Source organism: Actinomycetospora sp. (assembly GCF_036497245.1).
GTDB lineage: Bacteria > Actinomycetota > Actinomycetes > Mycobacteriales > Pseudonocardiaceae > Actinomycetospora.
This window is the reverse complement of record NZ_DASXJS010000256.1, coordinates 18,085-36,012: the sequence shown is the minus strand read 5'-3', so window position 1 is coordinate 36,012 and position 17,928 is coordinate 18,085. Positions and strand designations below refer to the sequence as shown.

14 protein-coding genes are annotated in these 17,928 nt (G+C 74.5%); 6 read left to right on the top strand and 8 right to left on the bottom strand.

Annotated features, from left to right (window positions below; all coding sequences use genetic code 11):
• Positions 1 to 2,198 (top strand): alpha/beta fold hydrolase (locus VGI02_RS26655; RefSeq protein WP_331632684.1); only part of this gene is annotated, 2,198 nt, incomplete at its 5' end.
• Positions 2,195 to 3,181, top strand: a complete 987-nt coding sequence (locus VGI02_RS26650) for an ABC transporter substrate-binding protein (RefSeq protein WP_331632682.1) — start codon at positions 2,195 to 2,197, stop codon at positions 3,179 to 3,181. The genes VGI02_RS26655 and VGI02_RS26650, both read left to right, overlap by 4 nt.
• Before the next feature lie 65 nt (positions 3,182 to 3,246).
• Here VGI02_RS26650 and VGI02_RS26645 read toward each other — a convergent pair whose 3' ends face one another.
• The 4 genes from VGI02_RS26645 to VGI02_RS26630 all read right to left on the bottom strand — a co-directional run bounded on the left by VGI02_RS26645 (position 3,247) and on the right by VGI02_RS26630 (position 6,276).
• Positions 3,247 to 3,882, bottom strand: a complete 636-nt coding sequence (locus VGI02_RS26645) for an acetate uptake transporter (RefSeq protein WP_331632680.1) — start codon at positions 3,880 to 3,882, stop codon at positions 3,247 to 3,249.
• Between the two features lie 276 nt (positions 3,883 to 4,158).
• Positions 4,159 to 4,671 (bottom strand): mycothiol transferase, encoded by a 513-nt coding sequence (locus VGI02_RS26640; RefSeq protein ID WP_331632678.1) that lies wholly within the window; start codon positions 4,669 to 4,671, stop codon positions 4,159 to 4,161.
• A 64-nt stretch (positions 4,672 to 4,735) separates the two neighbouring features.
• Complete coding sequence (locus VGI02_RS26635; protein WP_331632676.1) at positions 4,736 to 5,533, bottom strand: hypothetical protein; 798 nt, start codon at positions 5,531 to 5,533, stop codon at positions 4,736 to 4,738.
• Positions 5,534 to 5,679: 146 nt separating this feature from the next.
• A complete protein-coding gene (locus tag VGI02_RS26630; protein WP_331632674.1) occupies positions 5,680 to 6,276 on the bottom strand; it encodes a hypothetical protein in 597 nt (198 codons plus the stop codon).
• A 320-nt stretch (positions 6,277 to 6,596) separates the two neighbouring features.
• Between VGI02_RS26630 and VGI02_RS26625 the strand changes: the two genes are divergently transcribed.
• From VGI02_RS26625 to VGI02_RS26615, 3 genes are read left to right on the top strand one after another with little or no spacing between them, the layout of a single operon-like run.
• Positions 6,597 to 7,556 carry a GDP-L-fucose synthase family protein gene (locus VGI02_RS26625; RefSeq protein WP_331632672.1) on the top strand — a complete coding sequence of 320 codons (960 nt, stop codon included), beginning with the start codon at positions 6,597 to 6,599 and terminating at the stop codon, positions 7,554 to 7,556.
• Positions 7,553 to 8,536, top strand: coding sequence for a GDP-mannose 4,6-dehydratase (gene gmd / locus VGI02_RS26620; protein ID WP_331632670.1), 984 nt, complete (start codon positions 7,553 to 7,555; stop codon positions 8,534 to 8,536). The genes VGI02_RS26625 and gmd overlap by 4 nt, the downstream gene beginning before the upstream one ends.
• A gap of 19 nt (positions 8,537 to 8,555) precedes the next feature.
• The gene (locus VGI02_RS26615; RefSeq protein WP_331632668.1) at positions 8,556 to 9,866 is read left to right on the top strand and encodes a lipopolysaccharide biosynthesis protein; all 1,311 of its coding nucleotides are present in this window, start codon (positions 8,556 to 8,558) and stop codon (positions 9,864 to 9,866) included.
• A gap of 249 nt (positions 9,867 to 10,115) precedes the next feature.
• Here VGI02_RS26615 and VGI02_RS26610 read toward each other — a convergent pair whose 3' ends face one another.
• The 3 genes from VGI02_RS26610 to VGI02_RS26600 form a co-directional block, all read right to left on the bottom strand.
• Entirely contained in the window at positions 10,116 to 12,776 is a 2,661-nt protein-coding gene (locus tag VGI02_RS26610) for a Wzz/FepE/Etk N-terminal domain-containing protein (RefSeq protein WP_331632666.1), read from the bottom strand.
• Complete coding sequence (locus VGI02_RS26605; RefSeq protein ID WP_331632664.1) at positions 12,773 to 14,194, bottom strand: O-antigen ligase family protein; 1,422 nt, start codon at positions 14,192 to 14,194, stop codon at positions 12,773 to 12,775. The genes VGI02_RS26610 and VGI02_RS26605 overlap by 4 nt, the downstream gene beginning before the upstream one ends.
• A gap of 97 nt (positions 14,195 to 14,291) precedes the next feature.
• Complete coding sequence (locus VGI02_RS26600) at positions 14,292 to 15,386, bottom strand: glycosyltransferase (protein ID WP_331632662.1); 1,095 nt, start codon at positions 15,384 to 15,386, stop codon at positions 14,292 to 14,294.
• 90 nt (positions 15,387 to 15,476) lie between these two features.
• Between VGI02_RS26600 and VGI02_RS26595 the strand changes: the two genes are divergently transcribed.
• Entirely contained in the window at positions 15,477 to 16,610 is a 1,134-nt protein-coding gene (locus VGI02_RS26595) for a glycosyltransferase (protein ID WP_331632660.1), read from the top strand.
• A gap of 42 nt (positions 16,611 to 16,652) precedes the next feature.
• Here the strand turns inward: VGI02_RS26595 and VGI02_RS26590 are convergent, their stop codons facing one another.
• Positions 16,653 to 17,909 (bottom strand): right-handed parallel beta-helix repeat-containing protein, encoded by a 1,257-nt coding sequence (locus VGI02_RS26590; protein WP_331632658.1) that lies wholly within the window; start codon positions 17,907 to 17,909, stop codon positions 16,653 to 16,655.
• Between the last annotated feature and the right edge of the window lie 19 nt (positions 17,910 to 17,928).

The window sequence follows — 17,928 nt, the reverse complement described above, 5'->3', positions numbered from 1 at the left end:
CCAAGGGCGTCGTGCTGCCCCACCGCGTCGTGGGATCGCTGGTGGCGACGGCCACGGGACGGCTCGGTCTGCGTCCCGGCGCGCGGGTGCTGCAGTTCGCCTCGCCCGGGTTCGACGTGGCCTTCTGGGAGCTGACGATGGCGCTCGGGGTCGGCGCGACGCTCGTCGTCGCGCCGAGCCGCGTGCGGCTGCCCGACCGCGCGCTGACCGACTTCCTCGCCCGGCACCGGATGGGCGCCGGGGACGTGCTGATCCTGCCGCCCGCGCTGGTCGCCGCCCTGCCCGAGGACGCGGTGCTGCCCGCGGGCGCGGTCCTGCTGGTGGGGACCGAGGCCGTGCCGCCCGCAGTGGTCGAGCGCTGGTCGGGCCGGTTGCGGGTGTTCAACGCCTACGGGCCCACCGAGGCGGCGGTCAACGCCACGCTGGGTGAGGCGGACCCCCGGTCGGCGGCCGCGGATGCCTCGTCGGGCGTGACGAGGGGTCGGGTGCCGATCGGGGTCCCGGACCCGAACACCCGGGCGCTCGTCCTGGACCCGGCGCTGCGACCGGTGCCGCCCGGCGGCGTCGGGGAGCTCTATCTCGGCGGGCCCGGGCTCGCCCGCGGCTACCTCGGCCGGCCGGACCTCACCGCGGAAAGGTTCGTCGCCGACCCGTTCGCGGCGGCGTTCGGCGAGCCGGGCGCGCGGCTCTACCGCACCGGCGACGTCGTGCGGCGCCTCGCCGACGGCCGTCTGGACCACCTCGGCCGCGCCGACCACCAGGTCAAGATCCGGGGCCATCGCATCGAGCTGGGGGAGGTCGCCGCGGCGGTCGCGGGGGCGCCCGGCGTCGAACGGGCGGTCGCCGACACCCGGCCCGCGCCCGGTGGGACCCGGCGGCTCGTCGCGTGGTTGGTGCTCTCCGGGCCGGGGCGGGCGACGGAGCTGAACGTCGTCCGCCGCCACCTGGTGGAGGTGCTGCCGGCGCCGATGGTGCCGTCCGACCTCGTCGTCGTCGACGAGATCCCGACGCTGCCCTCGGGGAAGACCGACCGCGCGGCGCTGCCGGAACCCCCGTCGCCGGGCCCCGCCGGCACCCCTCCCCGGGACGATGCCGAGCGCAGCGTCGCCGACGTCTACGCCGACGTCCTCGGGCTCGACGCGCCGCCGGACGTGCACGCCGGGTTCGTCGACCTCGGGGGGCACTCGCTGCTGCTCGCGGTGCTGCGGACCGGGCTCCGCGAGCGGCTCGGGGTGACCGTGTCGGTGGCCGAGCTGATGCGGCGCCCGACCGTCGCCGAGGTCGCCGGGCTCGTGACGGATGCGCCTGCGGGCGGGTCGGCCGAGGAGTCGGCGCCGCGCCTGGTGCCGCTGCGCCGCGCGCCGGGCCGGCCGGTCCTGCTGCTGCCGGGTGCCGGCGGGGTCGCGCTGCCGTTCGGCCCGCTCGCCGCGGCGCTGCCTGCCGAGCGTGCGGTGTGGGCGTGGCAGGGCCCGGAGCTGGCCGCCCCCGACCTCGCAGCCTCCGACATGGCCGCGTCGGTGGCGGACGTCCTGGCGCGGATCGACGAGGTGGTGCCGGACGGGCCGGTGGATCTCGTCGGGTGGTCGTACGGCGGGGTGCTCGCGCAGGCGGTCGCGGTGGAGCTGGCGGCGCAGGGTCGTCCCGCCGGGTCGCTGACGTTGCTCGACGCGTGGCCGGGGGCGGCGGGTCCGGCGGGCCCGGCCGATGATGCGCCGAGCGACCCCGCCGCCGTGTTCCTGGCCGACGTGCTCGGCGTGGGTCCGGTCGACGACGCCGACGGGCTGGGCGCCGCGGTCGCCGCCCGTCCGGACCTCGCCGCGCTCTACCCGCCGCCGGTGCTCACCGGCGCGGTCCGGCACGTCGAGCACAGCCGCGCCCAGCTCGCCGCGCACGTCCCGCAGCCTCTCCCGGCGCCGGACGGCCGGCCCGCCGTCACCGTCGTCGTCGCGACCCGGAACCCGGACACCCTTCCCGATGAAAGTCGCTCTTCAGACGTTGAGTGTCTGCAACGAGACTTTTCTGGCACCCCGCTCGAGCGCGCCCGGGCGATCTGGACTCCGGTCCTGCCCGCGCACGCCCGGGTGGTGGCGGTGGACGCGACCCACCTCGGCCTGCTGCGGCCGGGCGCCGTCGAGACCGTGGCCGAGCACGTGACCGAGACCCTGACCCGAGCAGCCGATCCCGAGGAGACTTCGTGACGACCGCACGTCCCCTGCCTGTTCCGCCCGGCGTCTCGCGGCGCAGGTTCCTCGCCGGCGCCGGCGGGATCGCCGCCGTCGGGGCGCTCGCCGCGTGCGGCGGGGGCGACTCCGTCGGGAGCGGGGTCGAGGGGCCCTCCCGCCAGATCCAGGCCGCCGACGGGACGGTCACGATCCCGGCGAACCCGCAGCGCGTCGCGTGCGTCGACTTCTACACGACCTACGCGCTGCTCGACGTCGGCGTCACCCCGATCGCGACCGCACAGGCGACGGTCGGCGGCGTGTACGCGCCGTACCAGCAGGCCTACGACGCCATCCCGAAGCTCGGCCAGCCGACCTCGATCAACGTCGAGGCACTGGCCGCCGCAGGACCGGACCTCGTCCTCGGCACCAAGGTCCCGACGATGCAGGCCGGGCTCGAGGAGCGGCTCGGCCAGATCGCGCCCTACGCCCTGTTCGACTCCGGCAGCGAGCCCGGGACGTGGAAGCAGCGGGCCCTCGCGACCGCCGACGCGGTGAACCGGCTGCCGCAGGGCAGGCAGGTGGCCGACGAGTACGCCCAGCACGCCGCGCGGATCCGGAGCCAGTTCGCCGCGACGCTCGGGCGGACCACATGGGGGCTCGTGCGCGGCAGCTCGGGCGGGGCGTTCTTCGCGGACTACCCGACGTCGTGGGGCGGGGTGGTGCTCACCGACGCGGGGATGCGGTTCGGTCGGGCGACGGCGGGCAAGCGCGGCTCGGGCCAGCGACTGTCCTACGAGCAGGCCTCGCAGCTCGACGACTGCGACGTGCTGCTCTACCTCGCCGACGCCCGGGGCCAGGTGGAGTCGAACACGAAGACGCTGCTCGCCCAGCCCGCATTCGCGCAGCTCCGGGCCGTGCGCGAGGGCCGGGCGTTCCCGCTGCCGAACTACTACGCCACCCACTACCGGCAGGGCGACGCCGTGCTCACCACCCTCGAGCAGCTCCTGCCGCGGGTATAGGTGCGCTGCGCGCTCGTGAGACTCCCTTGCCCTAAGGGCCAGGGAGTCTCACGAGGCGATGCCACCTACCGGGCGCCGGTCGGGAGGACCTGACGGCCCCACGTGGCGTTGGTGACCCCCGCGAACGACGCGTACCAGGCGGCGAGCGCGGTGAGGATCCCGAGGATGCCGCCGATCGTGCCCAGGGTGGCGATGCCCGCGAGGCTGCCGACCGCCAGGCACAGGAACGTCAGGAACAGCAACGCGAACACCGCGATGAGCGCGCCCGAGGTGCGCAGCGACGCGACGAGCATGTACAGCGTGAAGATCGCCCAGCCGAGCAGGAACAGGCCGGTGGCGGCCTTGGTGCTCGCCTCGGGCAGCGACGGCTCGATGAACTGCACGAACGCCGCGAACGAGAGCCAGAACGCGCCGTAGGAGCAGAAGGCCGTCGCGCCGAAGGTGTTGGCCTTCCGGAACTCGAAGAGGCCCGCGACGAGCTGCGCGATCCCGCCGTAGAACAGCGCGAGCGGCAGGACCGTCTTCTCCAGGTTCTCCGGGGCGATGCCCGCGTTGAACAGGCTCAGCAGGAACGTCGTCAGCGCGAACGCCGCCAGGCCCAGGGGACCGGGGTCGGCGATCGCCTTCGTGGGATCGGCCGCGGCGGGCGCAGCGGTGGGTGTGCTCTCGGTGGCCTGATCGTGGTTGACCGTCGTGGACATCGACGTCCTCTCCTCGAGCGCAAATCCCGGCGGCGTGCGGACTGCACGCCGCTTCACACCGCCCTCCTATCGGGAGATCATCCGCGCACGCAACATGCGCGCCGGACCCGTACGGAGCCGGACGGGAGGAACCGGACGGACGGAAATGTCACCTGATGTCCGGGTCCGGACGGTCTCCCGGTACGGATCCACTGCTCCGCCGCATGCCTCGCTCGCGACCACGTGGCGCGGCCCCGGCCTCGATGTCACAGATCACATTCGGCGGGCGGGACGTCGTCAGGTCGCTCGACGGGCGATCCCGGCGACGAACGCCGCCTGACCGGCGTGCTGGATGTCGTCGTCGACGACGCTGATGATGCGCACCCCGCGCGTGACCGGCGGGTCCCAGCGGTCGTCGATGACCTCGTCGAGGTCGCCGTCGGAGAGCGTGCGCAGGTAGGCGACGGTCCGCTCGTGCACGGCGTCGTAGTAGCCGGTCAGCAATGTCGGGTCGGTGACGTGGACCGCGGCCACCTGCGCGGAGGTGTGGGCGTAGCCCATGGAGGCGGGATCCAGGTCGAAGCCGAAGCGGTCGGCCCAGCCCAGCGCGGTGTAGGCCTGCTCGGTCCCCGCGAGGTCGGCCAGGTGATCGTCCTGCACGCGCGTCAGGTGCCAGACCAGCCATCCGACCGGGTTGGCCTCGGCGTCGAGGCGCACGTTGAGCGCCTTCTCCGCGAGGCCGTCGACGGCGCGGTGGACGTCGCTGCGGACCCGGCCGAAGGCGTCGATCAGGACGTCGATGCTGTTCACGCGGAGCTCCCGTCATCCTCGGGACGTGCACGTGTCGCCACCGGTGTACCCGCGTCGCGGCCCGTCAGGCCACCCGGACGTCCAGGGTGGCCTGGCCGAAGCCCAGCAGGTGCTGGAAGTGCCGCAGGCCGGGGGCCAGGGTCAGTGCCCCGTCGACGGCGAGCAGGCGGGTCCCGGCCGCGGCGAGCTCGGTGACGACGTGGGCCGAGAGCAGGTAGCGCGCGTCGCCCTCCCGCTCGGCGGCGGAGAGCATGAGGTCGAGGCGGGCGAGCGGGCCGGCGGTGCTGGTGAGCGCCACGACCTCCGTCGTGCCGTCGGGGCCCTCAGCCACCCAACCGGTGCACAGACCGGCGGCGAGGTCGGCCTGCGCGCCCGGGACGATCGCCCGGTACCAGCGGTCGGGGACGACCTCCTCGAGCCGGCGCGCGGACTCGGCGGGGTCGACGGCGCGGCAGGTGACGCCCTGCTCACGGGCGCGGCGGCTGTTGGTCCGCAGCGCCTGCCGGGACCGGCCGCGCAGGTAGTCTTCCGGGGTCTCGGGCAGGGCGAGCACCGACACCGCGAGGTCACGGGGGAGGCCGCGCTCCCGGCCGGCGTACTTGGCGGCGAGCCGTCGTCCACTGCGGGTGTCGGGGACCGTCACGGGGACGGTCGGGAGAGCGGCGAGGGGCGCCACGACCCGCGGTGCGAGGGGCGTCCGCGCGGCCCCCACCCGGGCCCGGGTCGCCAGCCGCGTCACGCGGGCCCGGAGACCACCTCGGCGTTGCAGGCCGTCGGCGAGGGCGACGAAGCCGTCGTCGTGCAGCAGCGACGCCACGGGGGCGTCGGGAAAGACCGGGGTGGAGGGCTCCAGTGCCGTCATCAACGACCTTCCTCGGGCTCACGAGCAGCATCCGGGGGCCGGGTGCCGGTCGACGGTGCCATTACAGATCAGTAACGGCATCTCCGAACGGCTTGACGAGTGTCACCACCCTCGTGGGTGACACGGCGTCATCGCCGGGCCGAGCCTCATGCGCGCGGAGCGCTGCTCCGGCGCGCGAAGCCGAACCCGCCGACCGTCGACAGCCCGAGCTCGGCCGCCACCAGCAGGACCAGGCCCACGCCGGGCGCCGCGATCCCCGCGGAGAGCCCCGGGTGCAGCGCTCCCGCACCCCGCGCCACGGCCACGACCGTCAGCGCGATGGTCACCTGCACGCCGAGCGCGGCCGGGAACGCGAGCCACGGGGTGACGCGCTCGTGGCCGAGCACGAGGTCGACCACCGGCAGCAGCGTCAGCACGACGAAGAGCCCCAGGGCGACGAGCGTCGGCCCCTTGGCCAGCTCGACCGCGGTCCACTCGTGGCCGCCCGCGTCGCGCAGCAACGGCAGGAAGAGGCCCACCACACCCGCGAGGCAGAGCACGACCGCCGTCCAGGGCCGCGACGTCGGGCTGCACGTGGCGATCAGCCAGCGCGCGCGCAGGCGCAGACCGCCCATGCCGGGCAGGTCGAAACGCTCGCGCGGGACGCGCTCGACGGGGAGCGGCGGCCGGAGGGGGTCGTACTGATAGGGAAGCCCCTTCCCGTCGGGGGCGGAATCGTCCCGGGCGAACTCTCCGGCCGGCATGGGCCACTCCTCCCACCGCGGTCCCCGCACCATGTCCGGGACCGGTCTGTTCTCGACTCGAACGGCTACTACCCCGACCTCCCGGAGATCACTCAGAACACACGGGACGTCACACTCCGCGGCGCCGGGCGGGTGGAACGGCGCGTCGGGCGTCGATGCTCCGTTCGGGAGTCGATGACGCCGCCGGTGGTCCGGGCGGTCCGACCGGCCGTCGCAACCGCCGGTCCGAGTGCCATCACGGTGTGACACGGCGCCACTGTGACCATCACCGGTCGGCGCAGCCATCGGAGATCCCGCCACGCTCCGCTACCGTCTCGGGTATGGACGAGCTGGATCGGTCCGCGCGGATTCTCGTCGCGGGCTCGGGGGGACTGGTGGGGTCCGCCGTGGTGCGGGCGCTGCGGGGGACGGGGTTCACCGATGTGGTCGGGGCCCGGTCGGCGCAGGTCGATCTGCGGGACGCGTCGGCGGCGCGGGAGTTCGTGACCGGGGTGGCTCCGGTGGCGGTGGTGGATGCGGCGGCGCGGGTCGGGGGGATCGCGGCGAACGCGGCGCGCCCGGTGGAGTTCCTGCACGACAATCTGCGGATTCAGGCGAACCTGTTGGACGCGGCGGCGGCGGCGGGTGCGGAGCGGTTCCTGTTCTTGGGGTCGTCGTGCATCTATCCGAAGTTCGCGGAGCAGCCGATCCGTGAGGACTCGTTGTTGACGGGGCCGTTGGAGGCCACGAACGACGCGTACGCGATCGCGAAGATCGCGGGGATCATGGGTGTGCAGTCGTATCGGCGGGAGTTCGCCCGGCGCTGGATCTCGGCGATGCCGACGAATCTGTACGGGCCGGGGGACAACTTCGATCTGGAGTCCTCGCACGTGCTGCCGGCGTTGATCCGGAAGTTCGACGATGCGAGGCGTTCCGGTGCGGGGTCGGTGACGGTGTGGGGGACGGGGACGCCGCGGCGGGAGTTCCTGCACGTCGACGATCTGGCGGCGGCGTGTGTGCATCTGTTGGACGTCTATGACGACCCGTCGCCGATCAATGTGGGTACCGGGCAGGACGTGACGCTCGCGGAGCTGGCGTCGCTGGTGGCCGCGACGGTGGGGTTCACCGGCGAGATCGTGTACGACACCTCGCGCCCGGACGGGACGCCGCGCAAGGTGCTGGACGTGTCGCGGATCGAGGCGACGGGATGGAAGCCGCGGGTCGGGCTGGCCGAGGGGCTCGCGTCGACCTACCGCTGGTACCTGGACAACTACGTCTCCGAAGAAGGAGTCACGGCGTGAAGCGCGCCCTCATCACCGGGATCACCGGTCAGGACGGTTCGTATCTGACCGAGTTGTTGTTGGGCAAGGGTTACGAGGTGCACGGGGTCATCCGGCGCTCGTCGACGTTCAACACCGGGCGGATCGAGCACCTCTACCAGGACCCGCACGAGCCGGAGCAGCGTCTGGTGCTGCACTACGGGGATCTGACCGACTCGTCGCGGCTGGTGACGTTGATCGAGAAGGTGCGCCCGGACGAGGTGTATCACCTGGCGGCGCAGTCGCACGTGCGGGTGTCGTTCGACGAGCCGGAGTTCACCGGGAACACCACCGGTCTGGGGACGGCGCGGTTGCTGGAGGCGATCCGGATGGTGGGGATCGACACCCGCTATTACCAGGCGTCGTCGTCGGAGATGTTCGGGGCGACCCCGCCGCCGCAGTCGGAGGTGACGCCGTTCTATCCGAGGAGTCCGTACGGGGCGGCGAAGCTCTACGGCTATTGGATGGCCCGGAACTATCGGGAGGCGCACGGGCTGTTCGCGGTGAACGGGATTCTGTTCAACCACGAGTCGCCGCGGCGGGGGGAGACGTTCGTGACCCGCAAGATCGCGCGGGCGGCGGCTCGGATCGCGCAGGGCAAGGAGGACTTCGTCTATCTGGGCAATCTGGACGCGGTCCGCGACTGGGGGTTCGCGCCGGAGTACGTGGAGGGTATGTGGCGGATGCTGCAGGCCGACGCGGGTGATGATTATGTGCTGGCGACGGGGACCGCGACCACGGTCCGCGAGTGGGTGCGGTACTGCTTCGAGCATGTGAACGCGGACTGGGAGAAACACGTCCGGTTCGATGAGGGGTATCTGCGTCCGACCGAGGTGGACGCGTTGATCGGGGATGCGTCGAAGGCGGAGCGGGAGCTGGGTTGGAAGGCGCAGACGATGCCCGAGCAGCTCGCCCACATCATGGTCGACGCCGAACTGCAGGACGTCGGCGTCTCCCGATGAGCCCGACGCCCGCCGCCCCGTGACCGACGCCGGCCCGGGCCCGGGTCCGGGTCCGGGGACGGGCCGCCGGTCGGGCGGTGGCACCCTCTCGCTCTTCCTCGGCCGGATCGGCGGGGTGGCCGGGGCGCTCGTCGTCGGGCAGATCCTGCTCGGTGTCACCTACATCGTCGGCGCCCGCTCGATCTCGCCGGGCACGCTCGGCCTCGTCGCCACGTGCGCCGCGATCGGTCAGGTCGCGGCCGTCGTCGTCGACCTCGGGCTGGTCAACTACCTGGTCCGTGAGGCCGCTGCCGGGCGCCTCGACGACGCCCGCGCCCGTGCCCTCGTCGCCGCCAAGCGCCCGTGGGCGCTCGCCGTCCTGCTGCTGGTCGGGCTCGCGACGAGCCTCGTCATCGCCCCGAGCGTGCCCAGCGCGGTGCTGCTCGCCCTGGTCGGGGTCGGTGTGTGGGAGGCGCAGAACGCCAACGGGCTGCTGCGCGCCCAAGAGCGCTTCGCCCGCGCATCCACCGGTCAGCTCGCCGGGCGGGTCGGGGGCCTCGTCATCGCCGCGGTCCTCGCCGTGCTCGGCGCGGGTGAGCTCGCGCTCGCGGCCGCGCTGCCCGCGTCGTTCCTGCTCGAGTCCGTGCTCGACCGCGTGTTCCTCGGGCCGGCGGGGGAGCGACGGCGTCCGGTGGCCGAGCTCGCCGGGCACCACCGGGAATCCCTCGGGTTCGGGCTCGCGAACCTGGCCGCGTCGGCCCAGCAGCTCGACACCCCGCTGGTGACGGCGGGCGCGGGCGCCTTCGAGGCCGGCCTGTACGCCGCGGGCGGCCGTCTGCTCGGCCCCCTCACCTTCCTCGCCAACTCGCTCGGCATGGTGGCCGCGCCCTGGCTCGCCCGGGCGGGCCACGACGAGGCCGCGCTGCGCAGCGAGGAGCGCCGGGTCCTGCGGGTCGGTGCCGCGCTGTGCCTCGCGCCGCTCGTGGCCGCGGTGGTGGGCCCGCCCCTGATCCCGCTGCTGCTCGGGCCCGAGTACGCCAGCTCCGGCACGGTGTTCGCCGTGCTCGCGATCGGCGCCGCCGTCGTCACCATCAACCAGCCGTTCGCGATCATCGCCCAGAACCGCGGGCGGCAGCGGGCGGTCGCCGTCGGGATCGGGTCCGGGCTCGCGGTCGGCCTGCTCGCGACGCTGGTGCTCTCCTGGTGGGGCGGCGCCGTGTGGGCGGCGGTCGGCTACATCGTGAGCCAGCTCGTGATCTTCGTGCTGCTCGGCCTGGCGGCACGCCGGTCTCGACGGGACGGCACGACCGGGGTCGCACCGGTCGTCCCGGAGGGTCCCGAGATCAGCTGATCGACGGCGTCCGACGGCGGGTGCGATCGTGCTGCCGCTGCACCCGCCCCGTCAGGTCGTCGCGCACCTCGCCCGGCTCCGGGCTCCCTCCGGACGTGCGCGAGTCTCAAGGGGTCGGGACGCTAGGCAGTTGATCATGGATTGCTGCACGGCCGGGTTCTGAGCGAGGTGCCCCGTCGGTCGGCTAGACGGGCGAGGGGCGCCCTCCGCCAGATCGTGGAGGCCTGACGAAGGGTCAGGCTCCCGGGGTCACGATCCCGACGTCGGCGTGCTTGTCGGGGTCGTCCGGGGCGCGGTGCGGGTCCGGGTCGGACGGGTACCGGTCTCGGAGGCCTCGGGACGCGGGGTGTGCCCGTTGGTGGTCGTCCGGGTCCGGGTCGCTCGGGTGCGGGCCGCCGGCTTGTCCGTGCCCTCGACGGTGGTCGTGGCGTCGGTCGGTGCCGCGGTCCGGCTGGTCGTCCGGGTGGCGCGGCGGGTCCGGGTCGCCTTCGGGGGCACGGTTCCCGACGACGGGTCCGCGGCGGTGGTGTCGTCCGACGCGACGGGATCGGTGGTGGCGGGGTCGGCGGCCGCGGGGTCGCCGGCCGCGGGGTCGGCGGGCGCGTCGGTGGCAGCCGATTGCGGCGTCGTGCCGTACGGGGTGTTGCCGTTGGTCGACGTCCCGGTGGTCGGGACGCCGTTCGGGGTGTGCGCCGCCGGAGGGGTCGTCGTCTCCGGGGTAGACGTCGCTCCCGTGCTCGCGGCGGGCGTCGTCCCCGGGCCGGTGGTCGTCGCCGGCTCAGGGCTCGTTGTGGGTTCGGGAGTTGTTGCGGGCTCGGGACTCGGCGCGGTCTCGGCGGGCGTCGTGACCGCGGTCCGCCGGGTGGCCCGGGGTTTGCGGGCGGGCTTCTCCGCCGACGTCGCCTTCCCGGTGGGCGCCGACGCCGCCGTGTCACCGGAAGCGGGCGTCACGGTCTCGGCGGCGGGCGTCGGGTCAGCCGGGGTCTGGGCCGCGCGCGTCTTGCGGGTCCGGGCGGCGGGCTTGGCGGCAGCGTCGGCCGTGGGCACGTTCGCGGTGTCCGCGGCGTGCTCCTCCGACTTGCGGGTGCGTCGCTTGGGGGCGGTCGTCGGGGCGTCCGTGTCGGACGACGGAGCGGCCTGCGCTGTCCCGGGCGCCGACGCACCGTTCTGTCGGGCCTGCCCGGCGTCGGAGATCGGCTCTTGTGCGGCGGAATGCGTCAGATCTGCTGCGTTCTGCCGCACAGACCGCGATCTCGGGGCCGCGGCGACGGCGGCTCCCGCCGCTGCGGCGACGCTCGGCTCGACGGCGGCCGACCCCGAAGCGGCCGGCCCCGAAGCGGCCGGCCCCGAAGCGGCGGAGGGCTCAGCTGCGGCGGTCACGGCGGGCGTACTCGCGGTCGTCGCCTCGTCCGTGTCGTCGGCGGACGCGGTCGCATCGCCCACAGTCGCGTCCGCACCGCCCGCAGCCGCGTTCGTAGCCGCCGGACCGACCTCGGCCGCAGGCGCCTCGGCGGGCTCCACCACCGTCGAACGGCCCGGGGGCAACGCCCGCGGGGCCTCGACGGGGGCCGTCGGGACGTCGACGGCGAACGTGAACACCGAGCCGATCACCGGCGTCCCGACCGTGCGCAGGCCGGCGGCCGCCGCGTCGAGGTCCTCGGGGCGGGCGGAGCCGCGGCGCGCGACGAGCACGACGCCGTCGGCGAGCCGGGCCAGGTCGACCGACTCGGGGCTGCTGGCCACGGGGGACGCGTCGAGCAGCACCCACGTGTACGACTCCCGCAGCGACGTCAGCGCCGACGACGCGGCGGCCGTGCCCCACGCCTCGCCGGGGCGGTCGACGCCGGGGCCCGCGGCGAGCACGTCGAGCCCACCGGTGCTCCAGCGCTGCACGGCGCCGTCCCACCCGGCCCCGTTCAGCACCGTCGCGAGGCCACGGCCACCGTCGAGGTCCAGCCGGCCCGCGAGGGCGGGGCGGCGCAGGTCGGCGTCGACGAGCAGCACAGACTCGCCGGCCAGGGCGAGGGCGACGGCCAGGTCGACCGCGACCGTCGTCGTGCCCTGCTCGGCGCGCACCCCGGAGACGACGAGGCAACGGCGTCCGGCGGCACCGGCCAGCACGGCGGTCCGCAGCCGTCGCACCGCGGCGGCCCGGTCGCGGGCACGGGCGGCCCGGCGTCCCCGGCGGCCGGGCGACGGCTCGAGGAGCAGCGCGGGGCGGTCGGGACGCCGCGGGAGCCCCGGCAGCGCGGTGAGCACCGGTGCCTCGAGGGCGGCCTCGAGGACGTCGGGGGTGTCGACGGCCCGGCGCATGGCCCGGCGGCCGAGCGCCGCGCCCACCCCGAGGACGATGCCGGCGAGCAGGCCGGCGGCGAGCAGCATCGTCGTGCCGGGGCCGGCCGAGAAGGTCGGCAGCGTGGGCGGGAAGATCAGCTCGGTCGAGACGATCGGCCGGTTCACCGGCTGGCCGGTGGACTCGATGCTGTTGACCAGGCGGGTGAACGACGTCGCGACGGCGGTGCCGACGAGCTGGGCGTCCTGCGGGGTGGGCTCGGTGACCCCGAGGTTGAGCACGACGGTCTCGGCGACCGAGTCCGCGCTGATCGCCTTCTGGATGTCTGCGGCCGAGGGCGTGCCGCCGAGCAGGCTCGACGCGTCCGCGGCGACGCGGGGCCCGGTGAGCAGCTCGCTGTAGGACTTCACGCGCTCGGTGGAGAGCTGGGAGCCGGCGTAGGAGTCGGTCGAGCTCGCCGCGGACTGCGGGGAGGCCACGTAGAAGATCGCCGTCGAGGTGTAGGTGCGGGGCAGCAGGAGCGCCACGGCGGCGGCGATGGCCACGCAGAGGACGAGGACGCTGCCGACGAGCCACTTGTCCTCTCGCAGCACGGTCCAGTACTCGCGGACGTTCACGACGGTTCTCCCGGTGCGCTGGGGACGGACGAGGATGTGGAGTTGCTGACGTCCAGCGTCTGAGCGATGCGCTGTGAGCACGGCGATAGGGCATCGCTGACAACGGGACGGGTCCCCACGCCGAGCAGCCGCTGCAGGCCGCGGGGGAGGAGGTCACCGGGTGCGGTGCGCTCGGCGTCGGCGAGCTCGTCGCAGGCGAGCGCGAGCGCGACGAGGATGAAGACCCAGGTCGACGCGGCGGCAGGCTGGGAGAGCAGGAGCGTCCCGAACACGACGAGTGCCACTGGTGCGGCCCGACCGCGCACACCGGGCGGGCGGCGCAGCAGGGCCAGCGGGACCAGCAGCGCCGCCGTCACGAGGAGCACGAACGGCAGCCCGTTCACGGCGACGTCGGAGACGAGGTTGATGCCGGCCTGCTTCTCGGTGCCCTGACCGCCCCAGGGTCGCTGGGTGATGGCGCGCAGCCCCGCGGCGGTGGCGTCCGAGCGCTCGTCCAGCGAGGTCTCGTTGGAGGTCTGCTTGGCCTGCAGCCCGAGCACGGGCGCGTAGAACGCCACCCATCCCGCGAGCCCCATCGCCAGCAGGCCGCCGAGCTGACGGGCGAACCCGCCGAGGCCGATGCCGCCGCGGGGGCGCAGGAACAGGTCGAGGGCGAGCACGACGACGAAGACGCCGAAGCCCGCCGTCGAGAGCGTGCCGACGAGCCCGGCCAGCAGCAGCGCTTTGACGAACCAGGAGCGATAGCCGACGGCGTCGGCGAGGAACCAGCCCGCCGCGCAGTACATGGCCATCCAGCCCGACTCGCGGCCGATGCCGGTGAGGCGCGGGACGCCGGTCCCGAACACCGACGACGTCGAGTAGCTGACGGTGAACGGGAAGTAGACCGGCTGCGGGCCGACGGTGCCGACCGGGATCGTCGTGACCTCCCCGGCGCCGGCGTAGGTGACCGCCCAGATCAGCGCGGTGACGATCCACATCGCGCCGATGACGCAGAGCAGTGCCACGAACCCGCGCCCGAGGACCAGGCGCGCCTTCGGGTCGGCGAGCACGAGGACGGCGGCGGTCAGCGACCCGATGGTCAGCACGAAGTCCTGGAACAGGCTGCGGATGCGCTCCAGGTCGTCGACCCAGACGCCGTGCAGCACCATCCACAGGTAGGCCAGGGCCATGAGGGCGAGGAGGGCGGACACGGCACGCACCGGGCGGACCGCGGCGTGCTCGCGGCGCAGCAGGGCGGTGAGGCCGGCCGCGATCGCGAGGCCGCAGCCGACGAGCGCGGTGTACTCGCCGAGCGTGCCGGGGCGGAGCAGGGCGACCGAGACGAGCAGCAGACCGGCGGGGACGACGGCGGGGATGCGGGGTCGGGTGGCGGTGCCGCGATCGCGGTGCGGAGGCACCCGCGCGGGCAACGTCGTCACGTCTCCCGGCCCCCTCCACGTCGTCACGGACTGCACGACCCCCGGCGCGCGACACTACCGGTCGGGTGAAGATCCCAGAACCGGTTGGGTGATGCGATTACGTCACGTCGCCGAGTAATCCGTCGATGAAATGTGTCGTCCCGAGGCGTTTGCGAACCCGGATGGCCGCAGTCGCCCGCCGCCCGTGCGATGTGACGAGGCGCCCGAGAGCGGCGCGCACGTCCACCGGGTCGTCGACCCGGGCGACCTCGCCGATCCCCGTCCCCGTGACCATGCTCGACGCCCAGCCCCGGTCGGGACCCAGCACCGGCACCCCGCGCGCCGCGGCCTCGGCGACGATGCCGCTGGGGGCGTCGTTGTCGTGCAGCACGGCGACGGCGTCCACGCCGGCGACCGCAGCGTCGAACTCCTTCTCGGTGAGCAGTCGGTCGTCGACGTGCAGGCGCCCGGCGTCGGCGAGGGAGGTCGCCTCGGGGGAGTGGTCGAGGACGTCGCGGACGTCAGTTTCGCAGCGCCCCCCGACGACGAGGTGCACGCCCGCCACCGGGTCGTCGTCCGCCGCCCCGGCGAGCGCCGCGAGCAGCACCGGGAGGTTCTTGCGCGCGCTGACCACGCCGAACACCCCGACGGCGAACGCCCGGTCACCCTCGCGAGGGGAGGATTCGGCCACCGTCACCGGATCGCGGACCGGCTCGATCCCCCGGAAACCCCGACGCCGCACGACGACCCCGAACGCGTCGGTGAGGAAGCGGACCCGCACCCCGGGCAGGCGAGCGAGCACCCCGGCCAGGGCGGGCTTGAGGGCCATCCCCGGCGTCGCGGGCTCCGGGCCGCCGGGCAGGGCGGTGCGCATGAGCAGCACCGACACCGCGACCCGGGGGCCCGGCCGGAGGAGCGCCAGCAGCAGCGGCGCGACGTTCTTGTCCCCGTCGGGGACGACCAGCCGGGCGCCCCGATCCCGTGCGGTGGGGAGGGCGAGCGCCATCGCCTCGCGGCCGGAGTCGGGCACGACGACGACCTCGGTGGGGACGTCCGCGAGGTGCTCGGCGAACTCGGCGGAGTCGCGCACCGCGGCCGGGACGAGCAGCAGACGGCGTTTTTCGGTCACCGCGCAGAGCAGGAGTCGCACGTAGCGCAACCGGTGGCCCGCCGCCTCCATCTGGATGACCGCGATCGCCGGTTCTTGCGCCACGTGATTCACATCCTGGTGTTCGCCGTCGCCCGGTTGGGCGATACTTTCCCGGTGACGACGACCGTAGGTCACGGAGCGGGAGGGGTCGGCATGAAGATCGCATGGCTCACCGACGCCCAGGCCCCGTACCGCGAGCCACTGTTCTGCGAGCTGGCCTCGCGCTGCGAGTTCCAGGTGCACTTCCTGTTCGCCGAGGAACCGGAACGCCACTTCGTCTACCGCCCGCATCCCGGCTACGCGTCGGGGGTGCTGCCGTCGGTCCCGGTCCCGCTGCCGCGCCGGATCGCGCGCCGGTTGGACTCCTACCAGGCCGCGCTGCGTCCCGGGTGGACCCGGCGCCTGCTCGACACGGCCGACGTCGTCGTCATCCCGACGTGGGCCCAGCTCGCGAGCGCCTGGACGATGCTGCGCGCGCACCGGCGCGGCGTGCCGTACGTGATCTTCTCGGAGTCGACGCTGGACTCGCGGCAGTTCGACCACGGGCCGGTCGCCTGGCTCCGGACCCGGCTGTTCACGCGCGCGGGCGCGGTCGTCGTGCCGGGGCCCTCGGCGCGGCAGGCGGCGCTGCACACCGGGGTCGCGGGCGACCGGATCGTCGAGTCGGTCAACTCCGTCGACCTCGATGCCTTCGGCACCCGCCCCCGGGAGCTGCGCGCCCGGGCCGGCGGCGCGGACCACGGGGACACGGGCTCCGGTCCCGACCCCGCGCACCACCGCTTCGTCGTCGTCGGCCAGCTGATCGCGCGCAAGAACGTGGGCACCCTGCTCGAGGCGTTCGCCCGCCTCGGCGGCGCGCCGACCCTCGACGTCGCGGGTGACGGCGTGGAGCGCGCCGGGCTCGAGGCGCGGGCGCGCGCGCTCGGCGTCGCGGACCGCGTCACCTTCCACGGGTTCCTGGACGAGACCGGCGTCGTCGAGGTCCTCGCGCGCGCCCAGACGCTGGTGCTGCCCTCCACCGAGGAGGTCTACGGGTTCACCGCGCTCGAGGCCCGCGTCGCCGGGCTGCAGGTGGTGGTCTCGGCGCGCGCCGGGATCGCGGAGAACCTCGCGGACACCCCGGGCGCGTGGGTCGTGGAGCCCGACGCCGAGGGCGTGGCGCGGGGGCTCGAGGACGCGCGCGCCGCCTGGACCGGCTGGACCGAGGACGTCCCCGCGGACGCCGCCTCGCCGGAGCGCAGCGCCGACGACGTGATGGCCGCGGCGAAGGTGGCGGCCGCCTCGTGAGCACTTTCCGGTGCTATGACACCGGAAAGTGCTCACAAGGCGTCAGCCACCTAGGAACACCCCGCTCGTCCCCTCCAGATCGAGGGCGTCGTCGGCCGCGATCCCGGTGATCGTGTTCCCCGTGACCGCGCCGCCCCGGACGCCGTGGAACGACACCGCGGTGACCGCGTTCGAGCAGCGGAAGACGTTGCCGGTCACGGTGATCGCGGTGGGCGGCACCACGTCGCGCCCGCCCGCGGTGTCCCCGGTCCCGCCGGCGAGCGCGTTGACCAGCGCGATCGCGCGGGTGTTCATGGTCGCGTCATGGGTGTTCGCGCGCACGGTCACCCGCGTCGACCCGGAGATGATCTGCACGTGCGCGAACTCGCGCAGCCCGCAGGCGGAGAACGTGCAGCCGGTGACCGTCACGTCCGAGGACCAGTCCTCGACGTGCACCGCCTCCATCCGGTAGTTCGTCATCGTGGATCCGGCGACCACCACGTCGGCGCAGTACGCGATCCCGACGGCGAACCCGGGTGAGTCGTTGTCCCGGAAGGTGCAGCCCTGCACGCGGACCCGCCGGAACGAGCCCGCGGGGCTGTTGAACTCCAGGTCGGTGTTGGCGTTGCGGGCGAAGGTGCACCCGGTGACCGAGACGCCGATGGTGACCGCCGGAGACTCGTTGGCCTGGTAGAGCCCGTAGGTGAGCCGGCGCAGCAGGGAGTCCCGCAGGGTCACCTCGGTCGACACACCGCCGTCGACGCCGAGCTGGATGCCGTGGCAGAACGCGTCCGTCACGTCGGTCGCCCCGGTGAGCACGAGCCGCGAGCAGGTCAGCCGCGCCACCTGCCCGACGCGCACCAGCACCGTCTCGGCGTCGTCGGCGCGGACGATCTCCAGCCCGTCGAGCGTCACGTCGGCGCCGGCGATCTCGAGTGCGGCGGTCGCGCCCGCGGCCACCCGCAGCGTCGTACGGCCCGGCTCGCCCGCCAGCAGCACCCCGGGCGGGACGCGCAGCGGGCGCGGCAGCACCAGGCGGTAGGTCCCGGCGGGCACGCGGACGGTGTCGCCGGGCGAGGCGGCGGCGAGCGCCCGGGTGAACGCCGGGGCGTCGTCGGCGCGTCCGTCGCCGACGGCGCCCGTGCCCCGGACGTCGTGCACCGTCCCCTGCGAGAGCGGCGGGCCGGAGGGCCGGGGCAGGTCGTCGTCGGCGGCCGGTGGCCCGGAGGGCCTGACCGGCGCTGCGCCGCAGGACAGCACACCTCCCGCGACGGCGGCCGCGCCCGCCCCGAGCGCCAGGGCCCGGCGTCGGGTCAGCACGAGCGCCCCGGCGCGAGGG

Bases quoted from the DNA above. Each gene is read 5' to 3' on its own strand.
- VGI02_RS26645 (WP_331632680.1), bottom strand. From the start codon at position 3,882: ATGTCCACGACGGTCAACCACGATCAGGCCACCGAGAGCACACCCACC.
- VGI02_RS26635 (WP_331632676.1), bottom strand. From the start codon at position 5,533: ATGACGGCACTGGAGCCCTCCACCCCGGTCTTTCCCGACGCCCCCGTG.
- VGI02_RS26630 (WP_331632674.1), bottom strand. From the start codon at position 6,276: ATGCCGGCCGGAGAGTTCGCCCGGGACGATTCCGCCCCCGACGGGAAG.
- VGI02_RS26625 (WP_331632672.1), top strand. From the start codon at position 6,597: ATGGACGAGCTGGATCGGTCCGCGCGGATTCTCGTCGCGGGCTCGGGG.
- VGI02_RS26595 (WP_331632660.1), top strand. From the start codon at position 15,477: ATGAAGATCGCATGGCTCACCGACGCCCAGGCCCCGTACCGCGAGCCA.